Source organism: Rhizobium sp. 18055 (assembly GCF_902706285.1).
GTDB lineage: Bacteria > Pseudomonadota > Alphaproteobacteria > Rhizobiales > Rhizobiaceae > Rhizobium.
Genome location: NZ_CACSKD010000006.1, coordinates 185,182 through 207,753 on the forward strand (window position 1 = coordinate 185,182; position 22,572 = coordinate 207,753).

A 22,572-nucleotide genomic window follows, 5' to 3' on the forward strand; every position below is an offset into this window, starting at 1 on the left:
ATTATTCGGTCATTCAACCGTTCGGTTACTGCCGGTTTCTGACCCGGACGCGCACCTTCTGCAGCGCCTGGTTTTGCGAGCGAAGCGCTGCAGCTAAAGTGGTGACGAAGGCTGCCGCGAGCAGGATGGCGGCTGCCGAATTCAGGATGATCTGAGCCATGGACGTGTCCTCTCAAGCGCGTTGGCGAGGTCGCCGCCGGCGCTGTTCATGAGGAGAATATGAGCCTGCTGCCGGCCTCCGGATAGGCCGGGCTTTGGCAACCGATTGTCAATGATGCATTGACAATCGGAGTGACGTGGTCACGCAGCCTCGCCGTTGATCCAGGTCTGCTTGACCTCGATCCTATCCGTCATATGCACGAGATCGGCGCGCAGGCCGGGCGCAAGCCTGCCGCGGTCCTCGATCTTGAGGAACCGTGCCGGATAGATCGTCGCCATCCTGAGCGCTTCGGACAGCGACAGGTCGAGATAGGTCAAGCCATAGCGGATGGCCGAGGCCATATCGACGTCGGAGCCGGCCAGCGTGCCGTCCGATAGAACCAGCTTCGAGCAGAAGCCGCCGGTCTCGCGGCGCACGGTGCGGCCGTTGAGCGTGAAGCTGTTCTCGGCGGAGCCGACCAGCGACATGGCGTCGGTGACGAAGAACAGCTTGCCCTCGCCGCGCTTGGCCCTGAGCGCCGTGCGCAGTGCCTTGGGATCGACATGGTGGCCATCGGCGATGATGCCACACCAGACGGCCGGGTGGTCGAGCGCTGCACCGACCAGTCCCGGCGTGCGATGGCCGAGCTGGCTCATGGCGTTGAACAGATGGGTGACCCCGCGGGCGCCGGCATCGAAACGTGCTTCCGCCGCCTCGCTGGAGCAATCGGAATGACCAATGCTGACAATGATGCCGGCTTCGCTGAGCTGGCGCACCTGCCTGGCTGTCACCTGCTCGGCTGCCATCGTGACCAGCAGCGTGCCGATTGCCTGGGCGGCCTCGCCAAGTGCCTTGACGTCGGCGTCTTCGACCGGGCGCATCAGTTCGGCCAGGTGCGCGCCCTTGCGGGCGGGTGCCAGATGCGGGCCTTCCAGATGCAGGCCGGCGACGCCGCGGTTGGCCTGGACCGCCTGCCTGGCGGCCTCGATGGCGGCGGCTGTGGCGTCGGCCGTATCGGTGATCAGCGTCGGCAGCAGCGAGGTGGTGCCATAGGGGCGGTGTCCCTCGGCGATGGTGTACATCGATGCCGGCGATGGCGCGTCGTTGAGCATGCGGCCGCCGCCGCCGTTGACCTGCGCGTCGATAAAGCCGGCCGAGAGGATGCCGCCGTCGAGCCTGATCGCCTCGCCCTCGGGAAGGTGGTTCAACGCGGCGATGGTCTCGACGCGGCCGTCAGCGACAACCAGCGCCTTGTCGTCATGGAAACGCTCGCCGTCGAAGATGCGGGCGCCGGAGAAGATCTTGCGCGACATCAGAGCGTCTCCGTGACCTTCAGCAGGTTGGCCGGCTTGTCGGGGTCGAAGCCCTTGCGGCGGGTGACGCTCTCGATCATCCGGTAGTAGACCAGCAGCGAGACCAGCGGATCGAGCAGGCCGTTGCCCGTCGTGGGCACCCGCAGATTGATGCCGGAGAGCGGCTGGGTCGAGAACGGGACCGTGGTGGCGCCGAGCTTCTGCAGACGCTCCAGCGCCTTGATATTGTTGGTGTAGGCGGCATCGTCGGGCGCGAAGGCGATGATCGGGAAGCCCGGCTGCACCAGGCGCATCGGGCCGTGCATGAGTTCTGCGAGCGAAAAGGCCTCGGCGTGCAGGCCGGAGGTTTCCTTGGCTTTCAGCGCTGCTTCAAGGGCAATCGCAAAGGCCGGGCCGCGGCCACCGGTGTAGAGCGAGGTGGCGTTGAAAAGCACGTCTTCAGCGGCCAGCGTATCAATGCCCGTGGTGGCGCTGAGCGCTTCCGGAAGCTTTTCAAGTGCGACCTGCAGGTCGGCCTTGGCGCCGATGGCGGCGGTGACGCCGGAGAGGGCTGCAGCCGAGGCGATGAAGGATTTGGTGGCAGCAACGCTCTTTTCAGCGCCGGCATTGAGATCGAGCACAATGTCTGCCTGCCTGGCCAGCGGACTGTCGGTGACGTTGACGACGGCAATGGTCGTGGCGCCGCCGCGCTTGGCGGCCTCCTGCAGGGCAACGATGTCAGGGCTGGCACCGGACTGCGACACGGTGAAGTGGATGCCGCCCTCCAGGTGCAGTGGCGCGCCGTAGACCGAGGCGATCGACGGGCCGATGGAGGCGACGGGCACGCCGCAGGTGATCTCGAACAGGTATTTGAAGAAGGTGGCGGCGTGATCGGACGAACCGCGGGCGGCGGTGGTGACGACGCTCGGGGTGTTCTTCGAAAACAGCCGGGCGATTTCGTCGAAAACCGGCTTTTCCTTCTGCAGCAATGTTGCGACCACGTCAGGCGATTGGCCGGCTTCCTGCAACATCAGTGACTGGGTTTCACTCATAGGTCGTCTCCAATTCTCAATTCTGCAACAAAATCATAAGCATCACCGCGGTAATGCGAGCGTGTGTATTCAACGACGCGCTGGTCCTCCAGACGCGAAACGCGTTCGATCAGAAGCGCCGGGGCGCCCGGCTTGACGTGGAGGGCTGCCGCCGACGAGGGATCGAGTGTCACGGCCGACAGCTTCTGTAGTGCGCGCACCGGCCGGTGGCCGCTTGCCGTCAATGCGTCATAGAGCGAGCCTTCGCCGCCGCCGTTCTCGCCCAGGAATTTTACGGGCACGACCGAGCGATCGATGGCGAGCGGCAGGCCGTCGGCCAAGCGCAAGCGGTCGAGGCGCAGCACGCGTTCATCGATGCCGAGGCCGAGCAAAAAGGCTTCCTCGGGCGAGGGGGTGTTGATGGTGCGCGATAGAATCCTGGCGGCGGGAACGCGGCCGCGGGAACGCATGTCGGCAGAAAAGGAGGAGAGACGCCAGAGCGATTGCTCCATGCGTTCAACCCTGGCCGACACGAAGGTGCCGCTGCCGTGGCGCGATTCGAGCGTGCCTGCGTTCAGCAGATCGCGGTAAGCCGTGCGAACGGTGACGCGGCCGATCTTCAGCGCTTCTGCCAGATCGCGTTCGCTCGGAAGTGCAGCGCCCGGCTTCAGCAGTCCTTCCTGGATCAGGCCGGTCAGCGCCTGCGCAAGACGGCGATACAGAGGGCCGCTGCGCGCGGTGTCGCGCAGGCCGCGGGCATCGATCTCTGCTATCAGACTGGTTCTATCCATGACTTATAAATAGAACCTATCTGGAACCAATTGCAAGAGGCCGTCTGCATGAAAAAACCCTCGCAGAGGTCTGCGAGGGTTTGATGACATCAAGGATGGTGACTATCACTGATCTCCAGCGACGAGTTTCAGTTCTTCGAGAAAATGTAATCCGTGTCCTGGCGGAGCACTTCTCCGGGGCGCAGAACGGCGTTCGGGAAACCTTCGTGGTTGATGGCGTCGGGCCAGATCTGCGTTTCCAGGCAGAAGCCGGCGAAGGGGCCGTACTTGCGGCCACCGATGCCGGGCACCGGCACGTTCAGCTTGAAGGCGGCGTAGAACTGGACGCCGGGCTCGGTGGTGCGGACCTCCAGAGAAACGCCGGAATGCAGGCTGCGGGCCAGCACCACGGAGCGCTTGGCAGTGCGCTCTGGGGAGAGGCAGAAATTGTGGTCGTAGAGCGCCTGTTCGCCGTCCTCGAAGCGCTTCATCGGCGCCATCTCGCGAAAGTCGAAGGCGGTGCCGTCAACGGGCTTCACTTCGCCGGTCGGGATCTGCCGCTCATCGGTCACCAGATAGCCGTCGGCGGCGATCATGATATCGTGGCCGAGTGTATCGTCGCGACCATCGAGATTGAAGTAGGCGTGCTGGCAGACATTGGCGATGGTCGGCTGGTCGCTTGTCGTTTCGTAAGTGACGGAGAGTTCGCCATCGCCATGCACCCGGTAGGTGGCAAGGATGGTGCAATTGCCGGGATAGCCGCCGCGGCCGTCGGCATCGACGATCTTAAGCACGACGCGGTCGGCTTCGTGCTCGACGATCGTCCAGTTGCGCACGGCAATGTTGTCGAAGCCGCCGTGAAGATGGGTGACGCCGTTCTCGTTGAGATCGAGCTGGTAGTCCTTGCCGTCGAGCGTGAATTTGCCACCGCCGGTGCGGTTGGCGGCGCGGCCGGGTGTGGCGCCGAAATAGGGGGAATGGGCAGGGTAGCTGTCGAAATCGTCGAAGCCGAGGGTGAGCGGCGCATCATGACCTTCAAGGCGCAGATCCTGGATTACGGCGCCCCAGGTGATCACGTTCGCGGTCAGCCCGCCGCCGGTGATTTCGACGCGATGGACGGTTTCGCCCGCCTTGGTCGTGCCGAATACGTCGCGTTTCAATTCGCCCGTCATCAAAATTCCTCCCGTATGTCGATCTCTGATTTCGGCAGGGAACCTGCCCCCATTCGCCTGCAACCGCAACCGCCGCGGCACAAAAAAGAAACGCCGCTGGCGATGGGCAGCGGCGTCTTTCGGTGCTGATGAAGCGGCTTCAGCCGTCCTCGCCGATCTCTTCGAGATTATACGACGTCGTCTGGTAGATCTCGTTTATCCAGTTGCCGAACAGCAGATGGGCATGGCTGCGCCACCTGTTCTGCGGGGCGATCGACGGGTCGTTGTGCGGGAAATAGTTATGCGGCATCTTGATTGGCACGCCGGCATTCACATCGCGGAAATACTCGTCGCCCAGCGAGGTGGAGTCGTATTCGACATGGTTGAAGATGTAGAGCCTGTTGCCCTTGCGCTCATGCACAAGACACACGCCCATCTCGCTCGATTCCATCAGGATCTCGAGGCTTTCGGATGTCTCGATGTCGGCGCGGCGCACTTCGGTCCAGCGTGAAACGGGTATCTCGAAATTATCCGAGAAGCCGTTGAGATAGACCGATGATGGCTTGAGGTTGTTGTGGCGGTAGACGCCGAATGCCTTTTCCTTCAATTCGTGCTTCGGAATCCCGTGGAAATGATAGATGGCGGCCATGGCGCCCCAGCAGACGTTCATCGACGAATGGACGTTGGTCCGGGTCCAGTCGAAAATCTGCTGCATTTCTTGCCAATAAGTGACGTCTTCGTATGGAAGCGTCTCGATCGGCGCACCCGTTATGATGAAGCCGTCGAACTTCCGGTGTTTGATCTCTTCCCACGTCTGGTAGAAGGAGAAGAGATGGTCTTCCGAGGTGTTCTTGGCCTTGTGATTGCCGACGCGGACCAGCGACAGCTCGACCTGTAGCGGCGAGGCGCCGATCAGGCGCGCCATCTGCAGTTCGGTCTTGATCTTGTTCGGCATGAGATTGAGAAGGCCGATCTGCAGCGGGCGAATGTCCTGACGGATCGCGGCCGTCTCGGTCATCACGCGCACACCTTCCTGAACCAGGGTTTCAAAGGCGGGCAGGGTATCGGGGATCTTGATCGGCATAGCGGTCACTCGATGAAAAATACGAATATATCGCTATCGGTCCGCACGCGGCCCTTTAGCAACTTCTTTAACGTGGCTGCAAGCCGGCCGGCCAAATCACCACGGAGTGCTCTAAATAGCGCCAGTCGGGCTACGAATCAATCACCGAAAGACGCTCGTCCATTCTGGCAAGGTAACTTGCGCATTAATACGCGCTAGAATCTGTTGCTGGACAGGCTGAGTCACAATGTTATTCAGGTAGGATAGACCGCGTAAGGAAGTATAATGGCAGATGACGTCAAAGGTAGGCCGAGCCTTCAGGGGCAGGACCGGGTGGGTTACGATCTCAGTCTGGTCTTCCGGCTTAAGGTGATGTTCTCGGCATTCTGGCATTCCAGGGTGCGTGGACGGGTTCTGGTTCTATCGACGGCGCTGATCGCCGTCATTTTGGCCACCGCTTACGCCACCGTTATCCTGAACCAGTGGAATGCGCCGTTCTACGACAGCATCGCGCGGCGCGATTTGCCGGAATTCTTCCATCAGCTGAAGATTTTCGCGATGATTGCCGGCATGCTTTTGCTGCTCAATGTGGTGCAGTCCTGGTTCAACCAGATGACGGCGCTCTACATGCGCGAGGGGCTGACCCGCGATCTGGTCGATCAATGGCTGCAGCGCAAGCGGGCGCTGCGCCTTGCTTCGAGCGGGCTGATCGGCGTCAATCCGGACCAGCGCCTGCATGAGGATGCCCGCAATCTGGCGGAAAGCACCACCGGGCTCGTGCTTGGCCTGGTGCAATCCACCATCCTGCTGGTCAGCTTCATCGGCGTGCTGTGGGAGCTTTCCAGCGGCTTTGTCTTCCGCTTCGGTGAGCACAGCTTTTCGATCCCGGGCTATATGGTCTGGGCGGCGATCTTTTATGCGGCGTCGGCTTCCGTGCTCAGCCAGCTTGTCGGCCGCAAGCTGGTGAAGCTCAATGCCGACCGCTTCTCCAAGGAGGCGGAGCTGCGCTTTGCGCTGATGCATGCCAACGAGAACATCCCGGCGATTACCGCTGCACGCGGCGAAGAAAACGAGCGCGGGCGGATCAACACCGATATCAGCGCGGTGCTCGCCGTTCTGAAGCGGCTGGCGATGGCCAACGTCAATCTGACCTGGGTTTCGGCGGGCTATGGCTGGCTGGTCGTGGTCATCCCGATCATCGTGGCGGCACCAGCCTATTTCTCAGGCGGGCTCACCTTCGGCCAGCTGATGATGTCGGTCGGCGCCTTCAACCAGGTGAATACGGCGCTGCGGTGGTATGTCTCCAACTTCGGGCCGATCGCCGAATGGCGTGCGACGCTGATGCGCGTCACCGATTTCCGCCAGGCGCTGACGACGATGGGCGACGATATCGATCTCAAGGAGAAGATTGCCTACGAGCGCAGCGCGCCCGGCACGCTGACGCTTGAGAATGTCACCATAGCAACCAAGATGGACGAGGAGATCGACCAGTGCGGCGGCTTCCGGCTGAAAGAGGGCAGCGTTACCATCAAGGCCGGCGAGAAGGTGATGATCAACGGCGATCACAATGTGAACCGCAAGCTCCTGTTCCTGGCAATGTCGGAGCTCTGGCCCTGCGGCGACGGCAAGATCGGCCTGCCGCCAACCGACGACATGCTGTTCGTGGCGCAATCGGCCTATATCCCCGGCGGCACGCTGCGCGAGGCACTGGCATTCCCTGAACCTTCAGACACCTACAAGAACGACGATGTGGTGGCTGCGCTGGAGAAAGCCGGACTGCACAACCTCGTTGCCCGCCTCGATACCCGCGCGCGCTGGGACAAGCTGCTCGATTCCGACGAGCAACGGGCGATCGGCTTTGCCCGGCTGCTGCTGGTGCGGCCGCAGTGGATGGTGTTCGATGAAGTGCTTGAGGGCATGGAGGCTGAATGGCAGGCGACGATGATCGAGGTTCTGAAGACGATGCCGGACGCCACGATGATCTATATCGGCCGTTCCGAGGCTTATGTGGACGCGTTCCATCCCCGCGTGCTGCATCTGGAAGCGCTGGTCGCAAAGCCCGAAGAGCCGAAGGTCGCAGAAAAGGCGCCGAATGCTCCGGCGCCTGCGCTCTGACAGATTTGATCGGCCGACTTACATCGGTGGGACGATGCCGTTGGTGCCGACCGTGACCTGGGCTGCCGAGACCGTGCCGTCGGCTGCCTTCTCGCCCATGACGATGACGTGGGCGCCCGGTGTCAGATCCGGCTTGCCAGCCGAGGTGAAGGTGACGATCGGCGTATCATTGGCGATCGATATGGTCTTTTCCTTGCCCTGATAGGTCAGCGTCACGCTGTGGCCATCGACAGACTTGACCGCCTTGGCGACGGTCGCGTTGGTCATGCTGCTGTTCGGCTTCAGGTCCCAGGGGCGATTGCCTTCGCCGGTGCCCTTCATGGCCGCCGGAAAGATCAGCACTTCCAGCGCGCCATCGCCGCCGTCAGCCTTGGGCAGGGACGCGATGCCGACGAAATCGCCGGGCTTGATGTCTTCGACCGACGCCTTCTTGATTCCGCCGACCTTCCAGTCCGGCTTCAACGTGATCGTCTGGTCGGTGCCTTCGCGGGTCTTTACGACAAGCGTATCGCCGGTCAGGCTGGTGATGTCGCCACGTACGCGAACGCGCTGGGCGTCGGCTGCCGATGCCTGCGATGCGACGATCAGCATGCCTGCCGCAAGTGCGGCCGCTGCCGTGGTTTTCAGGGAATGGTGCATGGTACTCTCCTTGCAGCCGGGGGGATCGGCTGTTCGGCGAGAGATTAGGCACGCCGCTTCAGCGCTGGCTAATCAATGAAACGTGAGAGGTTTTCAGGGGTTAGCAGGGAACTATTTCGCTGTGGGAGTGATCCAGTGACGGTATCTCGAACCGGTCCATAACCGTTCGAGCGGTTCGATTGACAGGCAAGGAGGATTTCACATGCCAGGGCTGGCGTCGAGGCGCAGATTCCTGAAGCGTGAGGGCTCTATCAGCCCTCCATCTCTTCCCTGAGAATCTCGAGTTCCATCCATTCCTCTTCCATCTTCACGATGCTGTCGCGGAACTTTTCCATCTCGGCGGCGAGACGGTTGAAGGTGGCGGGGTCCTTGGTGAAGAGCTTGGGGTCGGCCATCTTTTCCTCGCGCCTGGCGATTTCGGCTTCGGCCTTGGCCATCTCCTTGGGCAGGTTCTCCAGCGCGAACTTCTGCTTGAAAGACAGCTTGCCCTTGGTCTTCGGCGCATCCGCTGCGGGCGTGGTGTCCGGCGTCTTCGCCTTCTCGGCTTTCTCCGCCTTCCGGCGCTCGTCGGCAGCGCCCTTGCGCTGCACCAGCATGTCGGAATAGCCGCCGGCATATTCGATCCAGCGTCCATCCGGCGCATCAGGAACGGCGGGCGCGATGGTCGAGGTCACGGTGCGGTCGAGGAAGTCGCGATCGTGGCTGACGAGGATGACGGTGCCGGGGAAGCCGGCAACCACTTCCTGCAGCAGGTCCAGCGTCTCGATGTCGAGATCGTTGGTCGGTTCGTCGAGGATCAAAAGGTTGGAGGGACGGGCCAGCATGCGGGCCAGCATCAGGCGGGCGCGTTCACCGCCCGAGAGGTTCTTGATCGGCGTGCGGGCCTGTTCCGGCTGGAACAGGAATTCCTTCATGTAGCCGGTGACGTGGCGCTGCTCGCCATTGACCAGCAGGTTGTCGCCGCGGCCGTCGGTCAGGTAATGCGCCAGCGTGTCCTCGAGATCGAGGTCCTCGCGCTTCTGGTCGAGCGTGGCGATCTCCAGATTGGTGCCGAGCTTGATCTTGCCGCTGTCGGGCTTCAACTGGCCGGTCAGCATCTTCAGCAGCGTGGTCTTGCCGGCACCGTTCGGGCCGACGAGGCCGATGCAGTCGCCGCGATGGACGCGGATGGAGAAGGGCGTGACGATCGGGCGGTCGCCATAGGTCTTGGTGATCTTGTCGGCCTCGATGACGAGCTTGCCGGATTCCTGCGCGTCGGAGGCGGTGGCCTGCACGGAGCCCTGCGGCCCCTTATGGCCGCGGTAGCTGGAGCGCATGGTCTGCAATTCGCCGAGGCGGCGCATGTTGCGCTTGCGGCGCGCGGTAACGCCGTAGCGCAGCCAGTGCTCTTCGCGCTCGATCGCCTTGCCGAGCTTGTGCTGCTCCATCTCCTCCTCTTCGAGAACCTGATCGCGCCAGGCTTCGAAATGGGCAAAGCCGCGGCTGAGGCGGCGCGAGGTGCCGCGGTCGAGCCAGACGGTGGCATTCGAGACCTTTTCGAGGAAGCGACGGTCATGCGAGATCACGACGAGAGCACTGCGGTTCTTCTGCAGCTCGCCTTCCAGCCATTCGATGGTCGGCAGGTCGAGATGGTTGGTCGGCTCGTCGAGCAGGAGGATGTCGGGCTCGGGAGCGAGAACGCGGGCAAGGGCTGCGCGGCGAGCTTCGCCGCCCGACAGGTTCCTCGGGTCTTCCTCGCCGGTCAGGCCGAGATGCGACAGAAGATAGGTGACGCGATAGGGATCGTCTCCTGGCCCGAGACCAGCTTCGGCATAGGCCATCACAGTCTTGAAGTCGCCGAAATCCGGGGCCTGCTCGAGATAGCGCACGGTCGATGAGGGATGCCGGAAGACTTCGCCGGATTGCGCCTCGACCATGCCGGCTGCGATCTTCAGCAGCGTCGATTTGCCGGAGCCGTTGCGGCCGACCAGGCAGATCTTGTCGCCAGGCTCCACCTGCAGGGAAGCGCCGTTCAGCAGCGGCGCGCCGCCAAAGCTCAGGAGGATATCGTCAAGTTTCAGAATGGGAGGCGCCAACAGTCAGACTCCGGAAAGATCGTAAGGGCGGGCGAGCACGACGGCGCGGCCACTTTGAAGGGAAAAGCGCACGCTGCCTTCCGCGACATTGGAAATGGTGCGCGACGAGCCGAACGGCAAATGAAAATCGGTAAGCGGGTAGCGGGCGTTTTCGAGGGATAGCCCGTGTAGTTCGCTGAAGGCAGCGACGGAAAACAGACTGTTCTGCGGCAGGTCGAGAGTGACCGAACCTGGGATCAGCGGCACAGCCTCTTCGCTGCCGGATGTGAGCAGCACGTCGAGGCCCGATTCCGCCAGGCTGACGGCGTAAAGCAGATGCTGCAGCGCATGGTCGGAGCGTTCGCCGGCAAGTGCGCCGGCCAGGATCAGCCGGTTGGCGCCACGGGCGATGGCTTCGGAAACGGCGATCTCGCCGTCGGTGGCGGCCTTGGCTGCGGGATAGGGTTTTCTGGCGACGGATGAAAAGGCATCGGCCAGATCGCCGGGCGTGGAATCGAAATCGCCAACCCAAACCTCCGGCGTGACGCCGAGGGCTGCGGCGTGCCGCATGCCGCCGTCGGCTGCGATGAAACGGCTGCCGGAGACTGCTGCCCGAAGGCGCTCCGTCAGTCGAAGCTCGCCGCCGAGCAGGATGGTGAAGGTGGATTGGCTCATGGGCATTGCCCATAGCGCAAAGCGGGGGGCAAGGGAAAGGGCGCAGACATGGCTTTGTCCGCGCCCTTGCAGGTCTTTATGTCTAGAAGCGGTAGGTTACGCCGGCGCCGATCAGCCAGGGATCGAGCTTTGCCTTGCCCGACATCTCGGTTCCGCCAACATTCACGTCGAAATCGGGACGCAGGAAGATCTTCTTCACATCGACGTTCACGCCCCAGTGGTCGTCGAGCATATAGTCGAAGCCGGCCTGCAGGGCGACGCCGAATGTGTTCTTGATATCAAGGCTTTGGGCGCTCTTGCCCTGCTCGTTGTAGAAAATCGTGTAGTTGATGCCGGCGCCGACATAAGGCTGGAATTTGCCGAAATCGGTGAAATGATACTGCAATGTCACCGTCGGTGGCAGCAGCCAGGTCTTGCCGATCTTGCCGAGGCTCTCGATCGAGCCTTCACCGTTGACGTTGGCGAATGTCGTTCCGAGAACCAGTTCTGCTGCGATGTTCTTGGTGAAGAAATATGTGACGTCGAACTCGGGGATGACGGTATCGGAGTAAGACAGGTCAGATCCTGCAACGCCGCCGACATATCCGGAATCCTGGGTGATGACGCCGAGTGCGCGCAAACGGATCATCCAGGGGCTCTGGCTCTGCGTCGCCTCTTGTGCCGCGGTCGGCGGTGTCAGATCCGCCGACAAGGCCGGATGTGCTGCTGCGACCAGAACTGCGGCTGCAAACATGCCTTTGAGTTTGGATGGGCGGCGCTTCATTGATTCTCTCCTGAATTGTATGTCCCGGAGAGGTTTAGGAAATGACGCCGGCGGCCTGATTGATTCAGATCAATCCATGCGCGTTATTTTGAAGGGCTCGGTGCGTGTGGCAGATTTTTGTCGCGCATGTCAAACACCCGCTCGAAGCCGGTCATGAACTTGTCGAACAGTCCGGCAAAAGCCGCCGCTTCTTCGGTTGACCAGTCGCCGACGATATCCTTGATGATGGCGAGCTTCTGCGCTTTCAATTCTTCCAGCAAGCGCTGGCCGAACGGGGTGACGACCACGAGAATTCGCCGCGCGTCCTGCTGCGAGGCGGCGCGCTCCAGAACGTTCCTGCCGACCATGTCGGCGACCACCCGGCTTGCCCGCGAGGGATCGATGCGCATCGCTTCTGCAATCGTGCCAACGGTGACCTCTCCCTGGTCTGCCGCGCGCATGACCGCATCCAGCACGTCGAGATGCGAGAGTTCGAGCTCCGGCGCCACCTTGGCAATGGCAAGGCGGGCAATCAGCCGCCGCCCGGTGATCATGCGCATGCGGCCCATGCTCTGTCCGATATGGACGATGTCCTCGATCGTCGCATCAGGCTCAGGAGATTTTTTCAGGGTGTCACTCATGCCGCGCAGAATAGCAGCAAGTGCTGCCGAAGAAAATATGCCGATGTCATTTATGTGACATTGACATTTATATGCTAAAGGCACATAAATTTGCCGAAACCTGAAAGATCATTCGATGAACGTGCAAATTGCTGCCCAGCCGCTGGTGACCGATCCCCGTCGCCGGCTCATTCTCTTTCTCTTCCTGATGACCGCGATGTTCATGGCGATGCTGGACAACCAGATCGTTGCCACGGCGCTGCCGACCATCGTCGGAGAGTTCGGCCATCTCGAGCGCTTCAGCTGGATCGGCTCTGCCTATCTTCTGGCGGTGAGCGCGGTCATGCCCGTTTACGGCAAGCTGGGCGATCTGTTCGGACGCAAATATGTGATGATGGCGGCGATCCTGATCTTCACGATCGGCTCGGCTGTTTGCGGGCTGGCGGTGTCGATGAACACGCTGATTGCAGCCCGCCTGCTGCAGGGGCTTGGCGGCGGCGGCATCATGGTGTCGATCTTCGCGGTCACTGCCGATCTGTTCGAGCCGCGCGAGCGGGCCAAGTACCAGAGCTATGTCAGCCTCGTGCTGATGGCGTCTGGCGCCATCGGGCCGGTGCTTGGCGGCACGATGAGCGATCTGTTCGGCTGGCGCTCGATCTTTCTCGTCAATATCCCGATCGGCATGATCGTGCTCGGCGGGCTGGCCTTCATGCTTCCCTACCGCAAGCCGAACCGCCGGCCGAAGATCGACTATGCCGGTGCCATCCTGCTGGCGCTGACGACCACCAGCATCGTGCTGTCTGCCGATGGCGCGCAGGTATTCGGTTCGCTCGTCGCGCCGGAAAATCTGGCGATCATCGCTGCCGGCGTCGTTTGCCTGGTTTCTTGGATCTTCGTTGAACGGAGGGCCGTCGAGCCGATCATCCCGCTGTCGCTGTTTGGCAATTCGACCTTCAGCCTGTTGCTGCTGATGTCGGTCATGAGCGGCGGCATCGCCATCGGCATGGTCAATTATTTTGCGCTTTTCCTGCAGACGACGACCGGGCTGTCGCCCTCCGCAGCAGGCCTGTTCTTCATCCTCTTGACCGGCGGCCTGATGTGCGGATCGATGACGGCTGGCCGGATCATTTCGGTGACCGGGCGCTACAAGCCGTTTGCCGTTGCCAGCCTTAGCTGCAACGCTATCGCTTTCGCGCTGCTGTCGCAGTTCCATGCGGGCACGCCGATCGTCTTCATCGGTGCGGTGATGACGCTGCAAGGTCTCGGTATCGGGCTGGCGCAGCAGGTGCCGATCATCGGCGTCCAGAACGCGGCGCCAGCCCGCGATCTTGGTGCGGCAACAGGGTCTGTGACGCTGTCGCGGATGGGGGGCGCATCGATCGCGATTTCCATCTACGGCGCGATCATCGGTTCGCAGCTCTCACGGGTCGGCTCGTCGATCCCCGGGGTGGCGGATATCGAGCAGCTGACGCCGAAGATGATGGCAGCCTTGCCGGAGGCTGCGCGGCACGCCGTGGCGGAGGCCTATGCCAGCGCCTTCGTACCGCTGTTCATGACATCGTGCTGCATCGCGCTGATCGGACTGATGGCAGCGCTGTCGCTGAAGCCGGTGCAGTTGCCACGCGCCGAGCCATCGACCGTAAAACCAGCTGCGGAAGCGGCCGAATAAACTGGCTAATGTCGCCGGCGGCGGGCTCTTGCCAGACGCCGGCGACAGAGATACATCTTTCGACGCTCTAACGGGGTGCCTCGTGTCCGCAGGATGCTTGGCTGAGAGGCTTGCAAAAGCTAACCCGCGGAACCTGATCCGGCTAACACCGGCGGAGGGATTAGACGCGTGACATCTTCTGGCACCGCCCTTTTCCCCTTCAATTTGAACCTAGAGGAGAGGTGTCATGAATCCATTCAAAATCCCTGCGTCGTTCGTTGCTGCCCTTGCGGCTTTTTCCGCGCTGGGCGCGACGATCGCCGACGCTGCCGACAAGACGCTGACCATCTACACCTATGAGAGCTTCACCTCCGAATGGGGTCCCGGTCCCAAGGTGAAGGCGGCGTTCGAGAAGACCTGTGGCTGCACGGTGAATTTCGTCAGTGTTGCCGATGGCGTGGCGCTGCTGTCGCGCCTCAAGCTCGAGGGCGCCGGCACCAAGGCCGATGTGGTGCTCGGGCTCGACACCAACCTGATCACCGAAGCCAAGGCGACCGGCCTGTTCGATGCCAGTGGCGTCGATACGAGTGGCCTGAAGGTGCCGGGCGATTTCAAGGACGATGTGTTCGTGCCCTACGACTACGGCCATTTCGCCGTAGTCTACGACACGCAGACGGTCAAGACCCCACCGACGAGCCTCAAGGATCTGGTCGAGGGCGATCCGAAGCAGAAGATCGTCATCGAGGATCCGCGCACCTCGACGCCGGGGCTCGGGCTGCTGCTCTGGGTGAAGTCGGTCTATGGCGACAAGGCGCCGGAGGCATGGGCGACGCTCAAGGGGCGCGTGCTGACGGTGACGCCCGGCTGGTCGGAAGCCTATGGCCTGTTCACCAAGGGCGAGGCGCCGATGGTGCTGTCCTATACGACATCGCCTGCCTATCACATGGTCTCGGAAAATACCGATCGCTATCAGGCAGCCGCGTTTTCCGAGGGGCATTACATCCAGATCGAGGTGGCCGGGCTCTTGAAGAACGCGCCCGACAAGGCGCTCGCCCAGGATTTCCTGAAGTTCATGGTGACGACGGGCTTCCAGGACACGATCCCGACCAACAACTGGATGATGCCGGTGGCCACCACGTCGGAACCCTTGCCGGATGCTTTCGGAAAGCTGGTCAATCCGGCGAAGACCTTCCTGATGAGCCCGGACGAGGTGGCCAGGAACCGCAAGGCCTGGATTGACGAGTGGCTTGCGGCGATGAGCATGAACTGATGCTGCTGACGCTGTCGGAGAGGCGATTTTCACTGGCCGGCGGGGCGCTCAGCCTCGCCGCCATCGCCGTCTTTGTGGCCGTCGCAACGCTTTCGCTGCTGATCTCGACCGGCGAGATGTCGCTGACATCGACGCTGTTCGAGCCTTACATTCTGCGCGTGTTGCGCTTCACGCTGCTGCAGGCCTCGCTTTCGACGCTGTTGTCGATCCTGCTCGCCATCCCGATCGCGCAGGCGCTGGCGCGGCAGCCGCGGTTTCCCGGCCGGATCTGGATCATTCGGTTGATGGCGGTGCCGATGGGGCTGCCGGTGCTGATCGGGGCGCTCGGGCTGATCGGCATCTGGGGCCGGCAGGGCATCGTCAACTCGTTGCTTGCTGGTGTGGGGATGGCAGAGCCGGTCAGCATCTATGGTCTCTCCGGTATCCTGCTGGCGCATGTGTTCTTCAACCTGCCGCTCGCCTGCCGGCTGATGCTGGCGGCACTCGAGCGGGTGCCGGGCGAATACTGGCTTGTGGCCAGCGGTCTCGGCATGCGGCCTTTGTCGATCTTTCGTTTCATCGAATGGCCGGTGCTGCGCTCGATCATTCCCGGCATTGCCGGGCTGATCTTCATGCTCTGCGCCACCAGCTTCACGCTGGTGCTGATGCTTGGTGGCGGCCCCGCTGCGACCACCATCGAGGTGGCGATCTACCAGTCGCTGCGTTTCGATTTCGATCCCGGCCGGGCGGTGGTGCTGTCGCTGCTGCAGATCGTGCTGACGGCCGTGGTGCTCGGCGTGCTGGCGCTTTTGCCTGCCACCGGCGATGACGGGCTGACATCAGGCAGGACGCTCAGGCGGCCCGATGGGGCATTTTTCGGCATCCGGATTACCGATGGCGGCTTGCTGTTGGTGACTGTGCTGTTTCTCGGCCTCCCGCTGATGGCGGTCGTCATTGCGGGCTTGCGTGCCGATCTGCTGAAGCTGGTCAGCGAGCCGATCTTCTTGCGTGCGCTTGCGACCAGTGCGGCGATGTCGATCTCGTCTGCGGTCCTGTCGCTTTCGCTTTCGGCACCCTTGGTGCGCGCGCGCCATGCGATGTCGGTCACCGGCGTAAATGGCACAAGCGCTCTCGCGTTCTTCGGCGGCATGGGCGCCGCTTCCTCGCTGGTTCTGCTGGTGCCGCCGATCGTGCTGGCGACCGGCTGGTTTCTGGCGGCGCGGAATTTTGGCGACGTCGGCGTGGTCGCCCCCGTTCTGGTCGTTGCGATCAACGCGCTGATGGCGCTGCCGTTCGTCATGCGGGTGCTGGAACCGGCCTATGGCATCCACCAGCGGCGCACGCAGCGGCTGAGCGCCAGTCTCGGCATCTCAGGGATTGCCCGTTTGCGCTTCGTCGCCTGGCCAGGGCTGCGCAAGCCGCTGCTGACGGCGCTGTCCTTTGCGATGGCGCTGTCGCTTGGCGATCTCGGGGCGGTGGCGCTGTTCGGTTCGGATAGTTTCGTGACCTTGCCGTGGCTGGTCTATTCCAGCCTCGGCAGTTACCGGACCAATGATGCCGACGGACTGGCGCTGATCCTCGGTGTCATCTGCCTGCTGCTGACGATATCAGGGACGATGGGCGAGCCCCGGCAGGAGGCTGCTTCGAATGACTGAGGCTATCGAGATGCACAATGTCGGCCTGCGCCTCGGCCGACATGATTTCGTCTTCGATTGCCGGCTGCCGGCCGGCGCCATCATCGCGGTCACCGGGGCGTCGGGTGCCGGAAAATCGACGTTTCTCAATCTGCTGGCCGGTTTCGACACGGCCACGCGGGGGCGGATCCTGATCGGGGGCAAGGATGTCGGTGATCAGCACCCATCGGAGCGGCCGGTGTCGCTGGTGTTCCAGGACAACAACCTGTTTGCCCATCTCGACGTGTTCACCAATATCGGGCTCGGCGTGCATCCGGCGCTGAAGCTTTCGTCGAGCGACCGGCTGGCGATCGAAGCGGCGCTCGAGAAGGTCGGTCTGGCCGGCTTCGAACGCCGCATGCCGGCAACGCTTTCCGGTGGCGAGCGGCAGCGGGTTGCCTTCGCCCGGGCACTGGTGCGCAGGCGGCCGGTGCTGCTGCTCGACGAGCCGTTTGCGGCGCTCGATCCGGGCCTGCGCAGCGAAATGGCAGCGCTGCTGATCGCAATGCATCGCGACAGCGGCAATACTGTGGTGATCGTTTCGCACGACCCGGAAGAGGTCCGTCGCATCGCCGACTATGCAATTTTCATCGACCAGGGTCGAATTGCCGTTGCGGCGCCGATCGACCGGTTCTCGACCGGCGAGGACCATCCTGCACTGCGTCAATTTCTACGGATTGACGAATCTTAACAAGGCAACGGCACTTTCGCCATAATTTCGTCCGACCCAAAGAACTCCTTAACCACGTTAGGCTTGCTAAAGTACAAAGGCGCCATATTTAGGCAGAGTCTCGCTATGCAACCGATGCGGAAATCAGCTACAGCAAAGACTTGGGTCCTCGATTTGTGCACTGCAGAAACGGGGACAGACGCCTGTTGAACCCTAATGAAGACGACCGGGACGCGATGACAGCGAGCCGGCCGAGAAGCACGATGACTCGGAGAGCCAGACTGGACCGTATGACGACGTGGAAAATGACCGCGCCTTCCAGTGATGTGTTCTTCGCAGCGTGCCGTTGGGCACGAAGGGCGTCGATCGTCTCTGCCGCAAGCGTTGCGCTTTACGGCTGTCAGTCGGCGCTGGAACAATCCTATCAGCCAAGTGTCGGACCGTCCTCCAATCCGCAGATTGTCGATGAGGTCCAGAAGAACGATCCGCGTGCGGCCATGGGCGCGCGCGAGCATCCGCGCATCGTTGCCAGCTACGGCGGCGAGTACAAGGATGCGAAGACCGAGCGGCTGGTGGCCCGCATTGCCGGCGCGCTGACGGCAGTGTCGGAAAACCCGAGCCAGTCCTATCGCATCACTATCCTCAATTCGCCGGCGATCAATGCCTTTGCGCTGCCGGGCGGCTATCTCTATGTGACGCGCGGTCTGCTGGCGCTTGCCAATGATGCGTCCGAAGTGGCAGCGGTGCTGTCGCACGAGATGGGCCACGTCACCGCCAATCATGGGATCGAGCGGCAGAAGCGCGAAGAGGCGGAGGTGATTGCCAGCCGCGTCGTCGCCGAAGTGCTGTCCAGCGATATTGCCGGCAAGCAGGCGCTGGCGCGGGGCAAGCTGAGGCTCGCGGCGTTTTCGCGGCAGCAGGAGCTGCAAGCCGACGTGATCGGCGTGCGCATGCTGGGCGAGGCCGGCTACGATCCCTATGCGGCCGGACGGTTCCTGGATTCGATGGCCGGTTATAGCCGCTTCATGTCCGTCGATCCCGATGCCGACCAGAGCCTCGACTTCTTGTCCAGCCACCCGAACTCGGCGCAGCGCATCGAGCTTGCGCGCGATCATGCGCGCGCCTTCGGCCAGGAGGGCAAGGTCGGCGATACCGGCCGCGGCTACTATCTCGACGGCATCGATGGGCTGCTCTATGGCGACAGCCCGGAAGAGGGCTATGTCCGTGGCCAGACCTTCCTGCATGGCGGCCTCGGCATCCGTTTCGACGTGCCACCGGATTTCAAGATCGATAACAAGGTCGAAGCGGTCATGGCGACCGGCCCCGGCGATGTGGCAATCCGCTTTGATGGCGTGGCCGACAATCAGAACCAGTCTTTGACCAATTACATCTCCAGTGGCTGGGTCACCGGGCTCGATCCATCGACCATCCGGCAGATCACGGTGAACGGCATGGAAGCTGCCACCGCACGCGCAAGCGCCGATCGCTGGGATTTCGACGTGACGGTGGTACGCAACAATTCGCAGATCTTCCGCTTCCTCACGGCTGTGCCGAAGGGCAGTGCGGCGCTGCAAACGACGGCCGACGTGCTGCGGTCAAGCTTTCGTCGCATGACACCGGCCGAGGCGGCATCCTTGAAGCCGCTGCGGGTCCGGGTGTTGACGGTGCAGCCGGGCGACAACATCACCACGCTTGCGGCGCGGATGATGGGGACGGATCGCAAGCTCGATCTGTTCAAGCTGATCAATGCGCTGCCGACAGGCGCCTCGGTCTCTCCCGGTGACCGGGTGAAAATCATCTCCGAATAAAAAGGCCCGGCTTTCGCCGGGCCAGTCACGTCGCTGCTTCACATCACTGCGCCCCATCGCTGGGGGGAGTAATCTCTCGGTCAGTTCGATACGCCCATGTAGGGATCGGCGCTGACCAGCGCGGCCCGGAGCTTTTCCATGGCGCGGCTTTCGATCTGGCGGACACGTTCCTTGGAGATGCCAAGGTCGGTGCCGAGCTCTTCCAGCGTCGCGCCGTCTTCAGCCAGACGGCGGGCGCTGATGATCTTCATCTCGCGTTCGTTGAGATGGGTGAGTGCAGAGGCCAGCCAGACGCGGCGGCGCTCGCCATCGATCATGTTGGTGACCTGTTCATCCGGCAGCGGCTCGTTGCTGACGAGGAAATCCATCTTCTCGGCACTGTCGGCATCGCCCGACACCGAAGGTGCCTGCAGCGAGGCGTCGTTGCCGGAGAGACGTGCATCCATCGTCTGCACGTCATTCAGGCTGACGCCGAGAGCGGCGGCGATTTCCTGGTGAATGGATTGCAGCGTGAGCTGGCTGTCGCCCTTCGCAAGCTTGGCGCGCAGGCGGCGGAGGTTGAAGAACAGCGCCTTCTGCGCAGAGCTCGTGCCGCCGCGAACGATCGACCAGTTGCGCAGGATGTAATCCTGGATGGACGCGCGGATCCACCAGCTGGCATAGGTGGAGAAACGCACGTCACGCTCCGGCTCGAAGCGCGCTGCAGCCTCCAGCAGGCCGACATAGCCTTCCTGCACGAGGTCGCTCATCGGCAGTCCGAAGTTGCGGAATTTGGCGGCCATCGAGATAACGAGGCGCATATGGGCCATGGCGATCTGGTTGCGGGCACCACGGTCTTCGTTGTGCTTCCAGCGAACGGCCAGATCATGTTCTTCTTCACGAGCAAGATAGGGAGCCGCCATGGCGATCTTGATCATGCGACGGTCTGCAGACATATTCTTCATATCGGTCTCCTGGGCTCAGGCTTTCAGCCCCGAAAAAGGGCAAACAATGCTTGCTTCCGGACATCGCTGACCGGATCAAATTTCATGGCTTGAAGATATGATGACCTCGAACTCTGGACGTTTCAGAAGGAGGCCCTATTTACTGCTAGGTCTTGGTCATGCAGTGGGGCCAGATCATTTTCGTTCCTTTGCCGCGTTGGCAAGTTGTGGAAGGCATGATCCGCTCCTCGTCGAATGTTGGCATGAAAACAGACCTCTAGCGAAATTGCTTTCCCGTAGAAGTCCGCACTGACAATTAGAAAACGTGCGAGCTCTAAAAAAGTTCCAATAAAAAACCCGGCTCGAGGCCGGGTTTTTTAGGAGGCAGAGAGGCCTGAAATCAGGCCGCTTCTTCTTCCTGGGCTTCGTCTTCTTCAATCGCCTTGCCGCGCTTCGGACCCTTGTTCAGGTTCGTTTCGACGAGGCGGACAGCTTCCGTTTCCGACAGCTTGTTCACGGCGGCGATTTCGCGTGCCATGCGGTCAAGTGCGGCTTCGTAAAGCTGGCGTTCGGAGTAGGACTGCTCAGGCTGATTTTCGGCACGGTAGAGATCGCGAACCACTTCAGCGATCGAGATCAGATCGCCGGAGTTGATCTTCGCATCGTATTCCTGCGCGCGGCGGGACCACATGGTGCGCTTGACGCGCGCCTTGCCTTGCACAACCTTCAATGCACGCTCGACGAAATCCGCCTCTGAAAGCTTGCGCATGCCAATGCTCATGGCCTTACCGACCGGCACTTTCAGACGCATTTTATCCTTTTCGAAATCGATTACGAAAAGTTCGAGCTTCATGCCGGCGACTTCTTGCTCTTCGATGGTGCTGATGGTACCGACGCCATGAGCGGGGTACACGATCGATTCACCGGTCTTGAAACCATGGCGTGCTGCTGAAGGCTTTTTCTGCTGGATCGTCATTCTTGTCAAAAACTCCCTGTTACGCTGCCGGCAGGCGCCGGAGCCGGGTCAGTCAGGCCCGGATGAGACGGTCGGATCCGTCGGGTGACTTTACTTCTGGTCCCACCGGGGCGAAGCAAGCATGGTCAGACGCGCGATTTTAGGACCTTGACTGCTCAAGATATTGAAACGTCACGGAAATCGCGCTTGGATTTAGTTGCTTTCGTGGTGGTTTGGGGCATTCACGGTGCCGCAAAAGGATCAGTGTGGGAAAGTTACCACAAAAATATGAGGAAATCAATAATTTACTGCGTGTGAGTCATGCGGGCAACACAAGTCGCCCATATGACTCACGCAGATCTGGCGCCTCATAGGCCGGATTTCGGCATGCGCTACGACTATAGTCTCAGGGCAGGATCAGTCGCCTGCGCCGGGCTTTTCGGAAAAGTACTTGTCGAACTTTCCGGTCTCGCCATCCATTTCCTTGGCCCCATCCATCGCGTCCTTCTTGACGGTGATGTTAGGCCACATGCTGGCATATTCGGCATTGACCTTCAGCCACTTGTCGAGGCCCGGTTCCGTGTCCGGCTTGATCGCCTCGGCAGGACATTCGGGTTCGCAAACGCCGCAATCGATGCATTCGTCGGGATGAATGACGAGAAAGTTCTCGCCTTCATAAAAGCAATCGACAGGGCAGACTTCAACGCAGTCGGTATATTTGCAGCGAATGCAATTGTCGGTCACGACGTAGGTCATGAAGAACTCCAGGATTTTTACGCATCCGGGGCCGGGCAACCTGGAACGTCGCGCCTTTCCCCTAGCCGGTGAAAGGACATGATCGGTCTTGGGAACCGCTATGCCATCCGGCAAGTTGCTTGTGAAGTATCGGCTTTGGCGCCGAAATTCAAGAATAAACCTATCGCAAAAGCCGGTCGATGAGAGACAGTTTTCTAATCCTCGTCGGACATCAGCCTGTCGATGGCGCGACGCTCTTTTTTCGTCGGCCGTCCGGCGCCGGATTCGCGCGTCGCCTGCTCGTAGGGCGTCAGGCGCTTCCTGTCTTCGGCGGTCGGGCTGATGTCGTCATAGAGGAGGCGCGCTTCCTCGAAAGGCCCGCGCCTGTGGCCGCCGGATTTGACGATCAGCACGATCTCCCGGCGGTCGAGCGAGAGCTCGACCTTGTCGCCGGGTTTGATCTGATGGCTGGGCTGATTGACGCGCTCGCCGTTGATGCGGACATGGCCGGTCTGGATCTGGCCTTGCGCCAGCGAGCGCGACTTGCTCATGCGCGTGAAGAACAGCCATTTGTCGATGCGCTGGCGCGGACCGCTTGGTGGCTGTGTCTCCCCGCTCAT

At 61.6% G+C, this 22,572-nt stretch carries 21 protein-coding genes and 2 riboswitches; of the genes, 6 read left to right on the top strand and 15 right to left on the bottom strand.

Translation table 11 applies throughout. The features are described from left to right. Window positions 1-25 precede the first annotated feature (25 nt). From GVL52_RS31180 to metA, 6 genes are all read right to left on the bottom strand, one after another. On the bottom strand, window positions 26-160 hold the full coding sequence (locus tag GVL52_RS31180) for a hypothetical protein (RefSeq protein ID WP_280179101.1): 135 nt from the start codon (window positions 158-160) through the stop codon (window positions 26-28). Window positions 161-300: 140 nt separating this feature from the next. Next, window positions 301-1,452, bottom strand: a complete 1,152-nt coding sequence (gene nagA / locus GVL52_RS13240; RefSeq protein WP_160007747.1) for an N-acetylglucosamine-6-phosphate deacetylase — start codon at window positions 1,450-1,452, stop codon at window positions 301-303. Continuing rightward, window positions 1,452-2,483, bottom strand: a complete 1,032-nt coding sequence (locus tag GVL52_RS13245; protein ID WP_160007749.1) for an SIS domain-containing protein — start codon at window positions 2,481-2,483, stop codon at window positions 1,452-1,454. Before GVL52_RS13245 ends, nagA begins: the two co-directional genes overlap by 1 nt. Next, window positions 2,480-3,253: a GntR family transcriptional regulator gene (locus tag GVL52_RS13250; RefSeq protein WP_160007751.1), complete on the bottom strand. Its 774-nt coding sequence runs from the start codon at window positions 3,251-3,253 to the stop codon at window positions 2,480-2,482. The genes GVL52_RS13245 and GVL52_RS13250 overlap by 4 nt, the downstream gene beginning before the upstream one ends. Before the next feature lie 128 nt (window positions 3,254-3,381). After that, on the bottom strand, window positions 3,382-4,404 hold the full coding sequence (locus GVL52_RS13255) for an aldose epimerase family protein (protein ID WP_160007753.1): 1,023 nt from the start codon (window positions 4,402-4,404) through the stop codon (window positions 3,382-3,384). A gap of 139 nt (window positions 4,405-4,543) precedes the next feature. Then, on the bottom strand, window positions 4,544-5,467 hold the full coding sequence (gene metA / locus GVL52_RS13260) for a homoserine O-succinyltransferase (protein WP_160007755.1): 924 nt from the start codon (window positions 5,465-5,467) through the stop codon (window positions 4,544-4,546). 35 nt (window positions 5,468-5,502) lie between these two features. Continuing rightward, a riboswitch (SAM riboswitch) is annotated at window positions 5,503-5,580 on the bottom strand. Window positions 5,581-5,731: 151 nt separating this feature from the next. Here metA and GVL52_RS13265 point away from each other — a divergent pair. Next, entirely contained in the window at window positions 5,732-7,561 is a 1,830-nt protein-coding gene (locus GVL52_RS13265) for an ABC transporter ATP-binding protein/permease (protein ID WP_160007757.1), read from the top strand. 18 nt (window positions 7,562-7,579) lie between these two features. On the opposite strand, the gene GVL52_RS13270 is transcribed toward GVL52_RS13265, so the two are convergent. From GVL52_RS13270 to GVL52_RS13290, 5 genes are all read right to left on the bottom strand, one after another. Beyond that, entirely contained in the window at window positions 7,580-8,200 is a 621-nt protein-coding gene (locus tag GVL52_RS13270; protein WP_160007759.1) for a DUF5666 domain-containing protein, read from the bottom strand. A 251-nt stretch (window positions 8,201-8,451) separates the two neighbouring features. After that, window positions 8,452-10,275 carry an ABC-F family ATP-binding cassette domain-containing protein gene (locus GVL52_RS13275; protein ID WP_160007761.1) on the bottom strand — a complete coding sequence of 608 codons (1,824 nt, stop codon included), beginning with the start codon at window positions 10,273-10,275 and terminating at the stop codon, window positions 8,452-8,454. A gap of 3 nt (window positions 10,276-10,278) precedes the next feature. Beyond that, a complete protein-coding gene (locus GVL52_RS13280) occupies window positions 10,279-10,935 on the bottom strand; it encodes a thiamine diphosphokinase (RefSeq protein ID WP_244619168.1) in 657 nt (218 codons plus the stop codon). Window positions 10,936-11,011: 76 nt separating this feature from the next. Further along, window positions 11,012-11,692, bottom strand: coding sequence for an OmpW family protein (locus GVL52_RS13285; RefSeq protein ID WP_160007765.1), 681 nt, complete (start codon window positions 11,690-11,692; stop codon window positions 11,012-11,014). A gap of 83 nt (window positions 11,693-11,775) precedes the next feature. After that, window positions 11,776-12,312 carry a MarR family winged helix-turn-helix transcriptional regulator gene (locus GVL52_RS13290; protein ID WP_160007767.1) on the bottom strand — a complete coding sequence of 179 codons (537 nt, stop codon included), beginning with the start codon at window positions 12,310-12,312 and terminating at the stop codon, window positions 11,776-11,778. Between the two features lie 115 nt (window positions 12,313-12,427). Between GVL52_RS13290 and GVL52_RS13295 the strand changes: the two genes are divergently transcribed. The 5 genes from GVL52_RS13295 to GVL52_RS13315 all read left to right on the top strand — a co-directional run bounded on the left by GVL52_RS13295 (window position 12,428) and on the right by GVL52_RS13315 (window position 19,339). Further along, window positions 12,428-13,960 carry an MDR family MFS transporter gene (locus tag GVL52_RS13295; RefSeq protein ID WP_160007769.1) on the top strand — a complete coding sequence of 511 codons (1,533 nt, stop codon included), beginning with the start codon at window positions 12,428-12,430 and terminating at the stop codon, window positions 13,958-13,960. 61 nt (window positions 13,961-14,021) lie between these two features. Continuing rightward, window positions 14,022-14,137: riboswitch (TPP riboswitch) on the top strand. 49 nt (window positions 14,138-14,186) lie between these two features. After that, window positions 14,187-15,209 carry a thiamine ABC transporter substrate binding subunit gene (gene thiB, locus GVL52_RS13300; RefSeq protein ID WP_244619169.1) on the top strand — a complete coding sequence of 341 codons (1,023 nt, stop codon included), beginning with the start codon at window positions 14,187-14,189 and terminating at the stop codon, window positions 15,207-15,209. Continuing rightward, window positions 15,209-16,843, top strand: coding sequence for a thiamine/thiamine pyrophosphate ABC transporter permease ThiP (gene thiP, locus GVL52_RS13305; protein ID WP_160007972.1), 1,635 nt, complete (start codon window positions 15,209-15,211; stop codon window positions 16,841-16,843). Before thiB ends, thiP begins: the two co-directional genes overlap by 1 nt. Further along, window positions 16,836-17,552 (top strand): ATP-binding cassette domain-containing protein, encoded by a 717-nt coding sequence (locus GVL52_RS13310; RefSeq protein ID WP_160007771.1) that lies wholly within the window; start codon window positions 16,836-16,838, stop codon window positions 17,550-17,552. The genes thiP and GVL52_RS13310 overlap by 8 nt, the downstream gene beginning before the upstream one ends. 242 nt (window positions 17,553-17,794) lie before the next feature. Continuing rightward, on the top strand, window positions 17,795-19,339 hold the full coding sequence (locus GVL52_RS13315; protein ID WP_160007773.1) for a M48 family metalloprotease: 1,545 nt from the start codon (window positions 17,795-17,797) through the stop codon (window positions 19,337-19,339). An 80-nt stretch (window positions 19,340-19,419) separates the two neighbouring features. Here GVL52_RS13315 and GVL52_RS13320 read toward each other — a convergent pair whose 3' ends face one another. From GVL52_RS13320 to GVL52_RS13335, 4 genes are all read right to left on the bottom strand, one after another. Next, window positions 19,420-20,283 (bottom strand): RNA polymerase factor sigma-32, encoded by an 864-nt coding sequence (locus tag GVL52_RS13320; protein WP_160007775.1) that lies wholly within the window; start codon window positions 20,281-20,283, stop codon window positions 19,420-19,422. Between the two features lie 379 nt (window positions 20,284-20,662). Next, entirely contained in the window at window positions 20,663-21,238 is a 576-nt protein-coding gene (locus GVL52_RS13325) for a CarD family transcriptional regulator (RefSeq protein WP_160007777.1), read from the bottom strand. Between the two features lie 396 nt (window positions 21,239-21,634). Beyond that, a complete protein-coding gene (gene fdxA / locus GVL52_RS13330; RefSeq protein WP_160007779.1) occupies window positions 21,635-21,973 on the bottom strand; it encodes a ferredoxin FdxA in 339 nt (112 codons plus the stop codon). Between the two features lie 194 nt (window positions 21,974-22,167). Beyond that, on the bottom strand, window positions 22,168-22,572 hold the full coding sequence (locus GVL52_RS13335) for an RNA-binding S4 domain-containing protein (protein WP_160007781.1): 405 nt from the start codon (window positions 22,570-22,572) through the stop codon (window positions 22,168-22,170).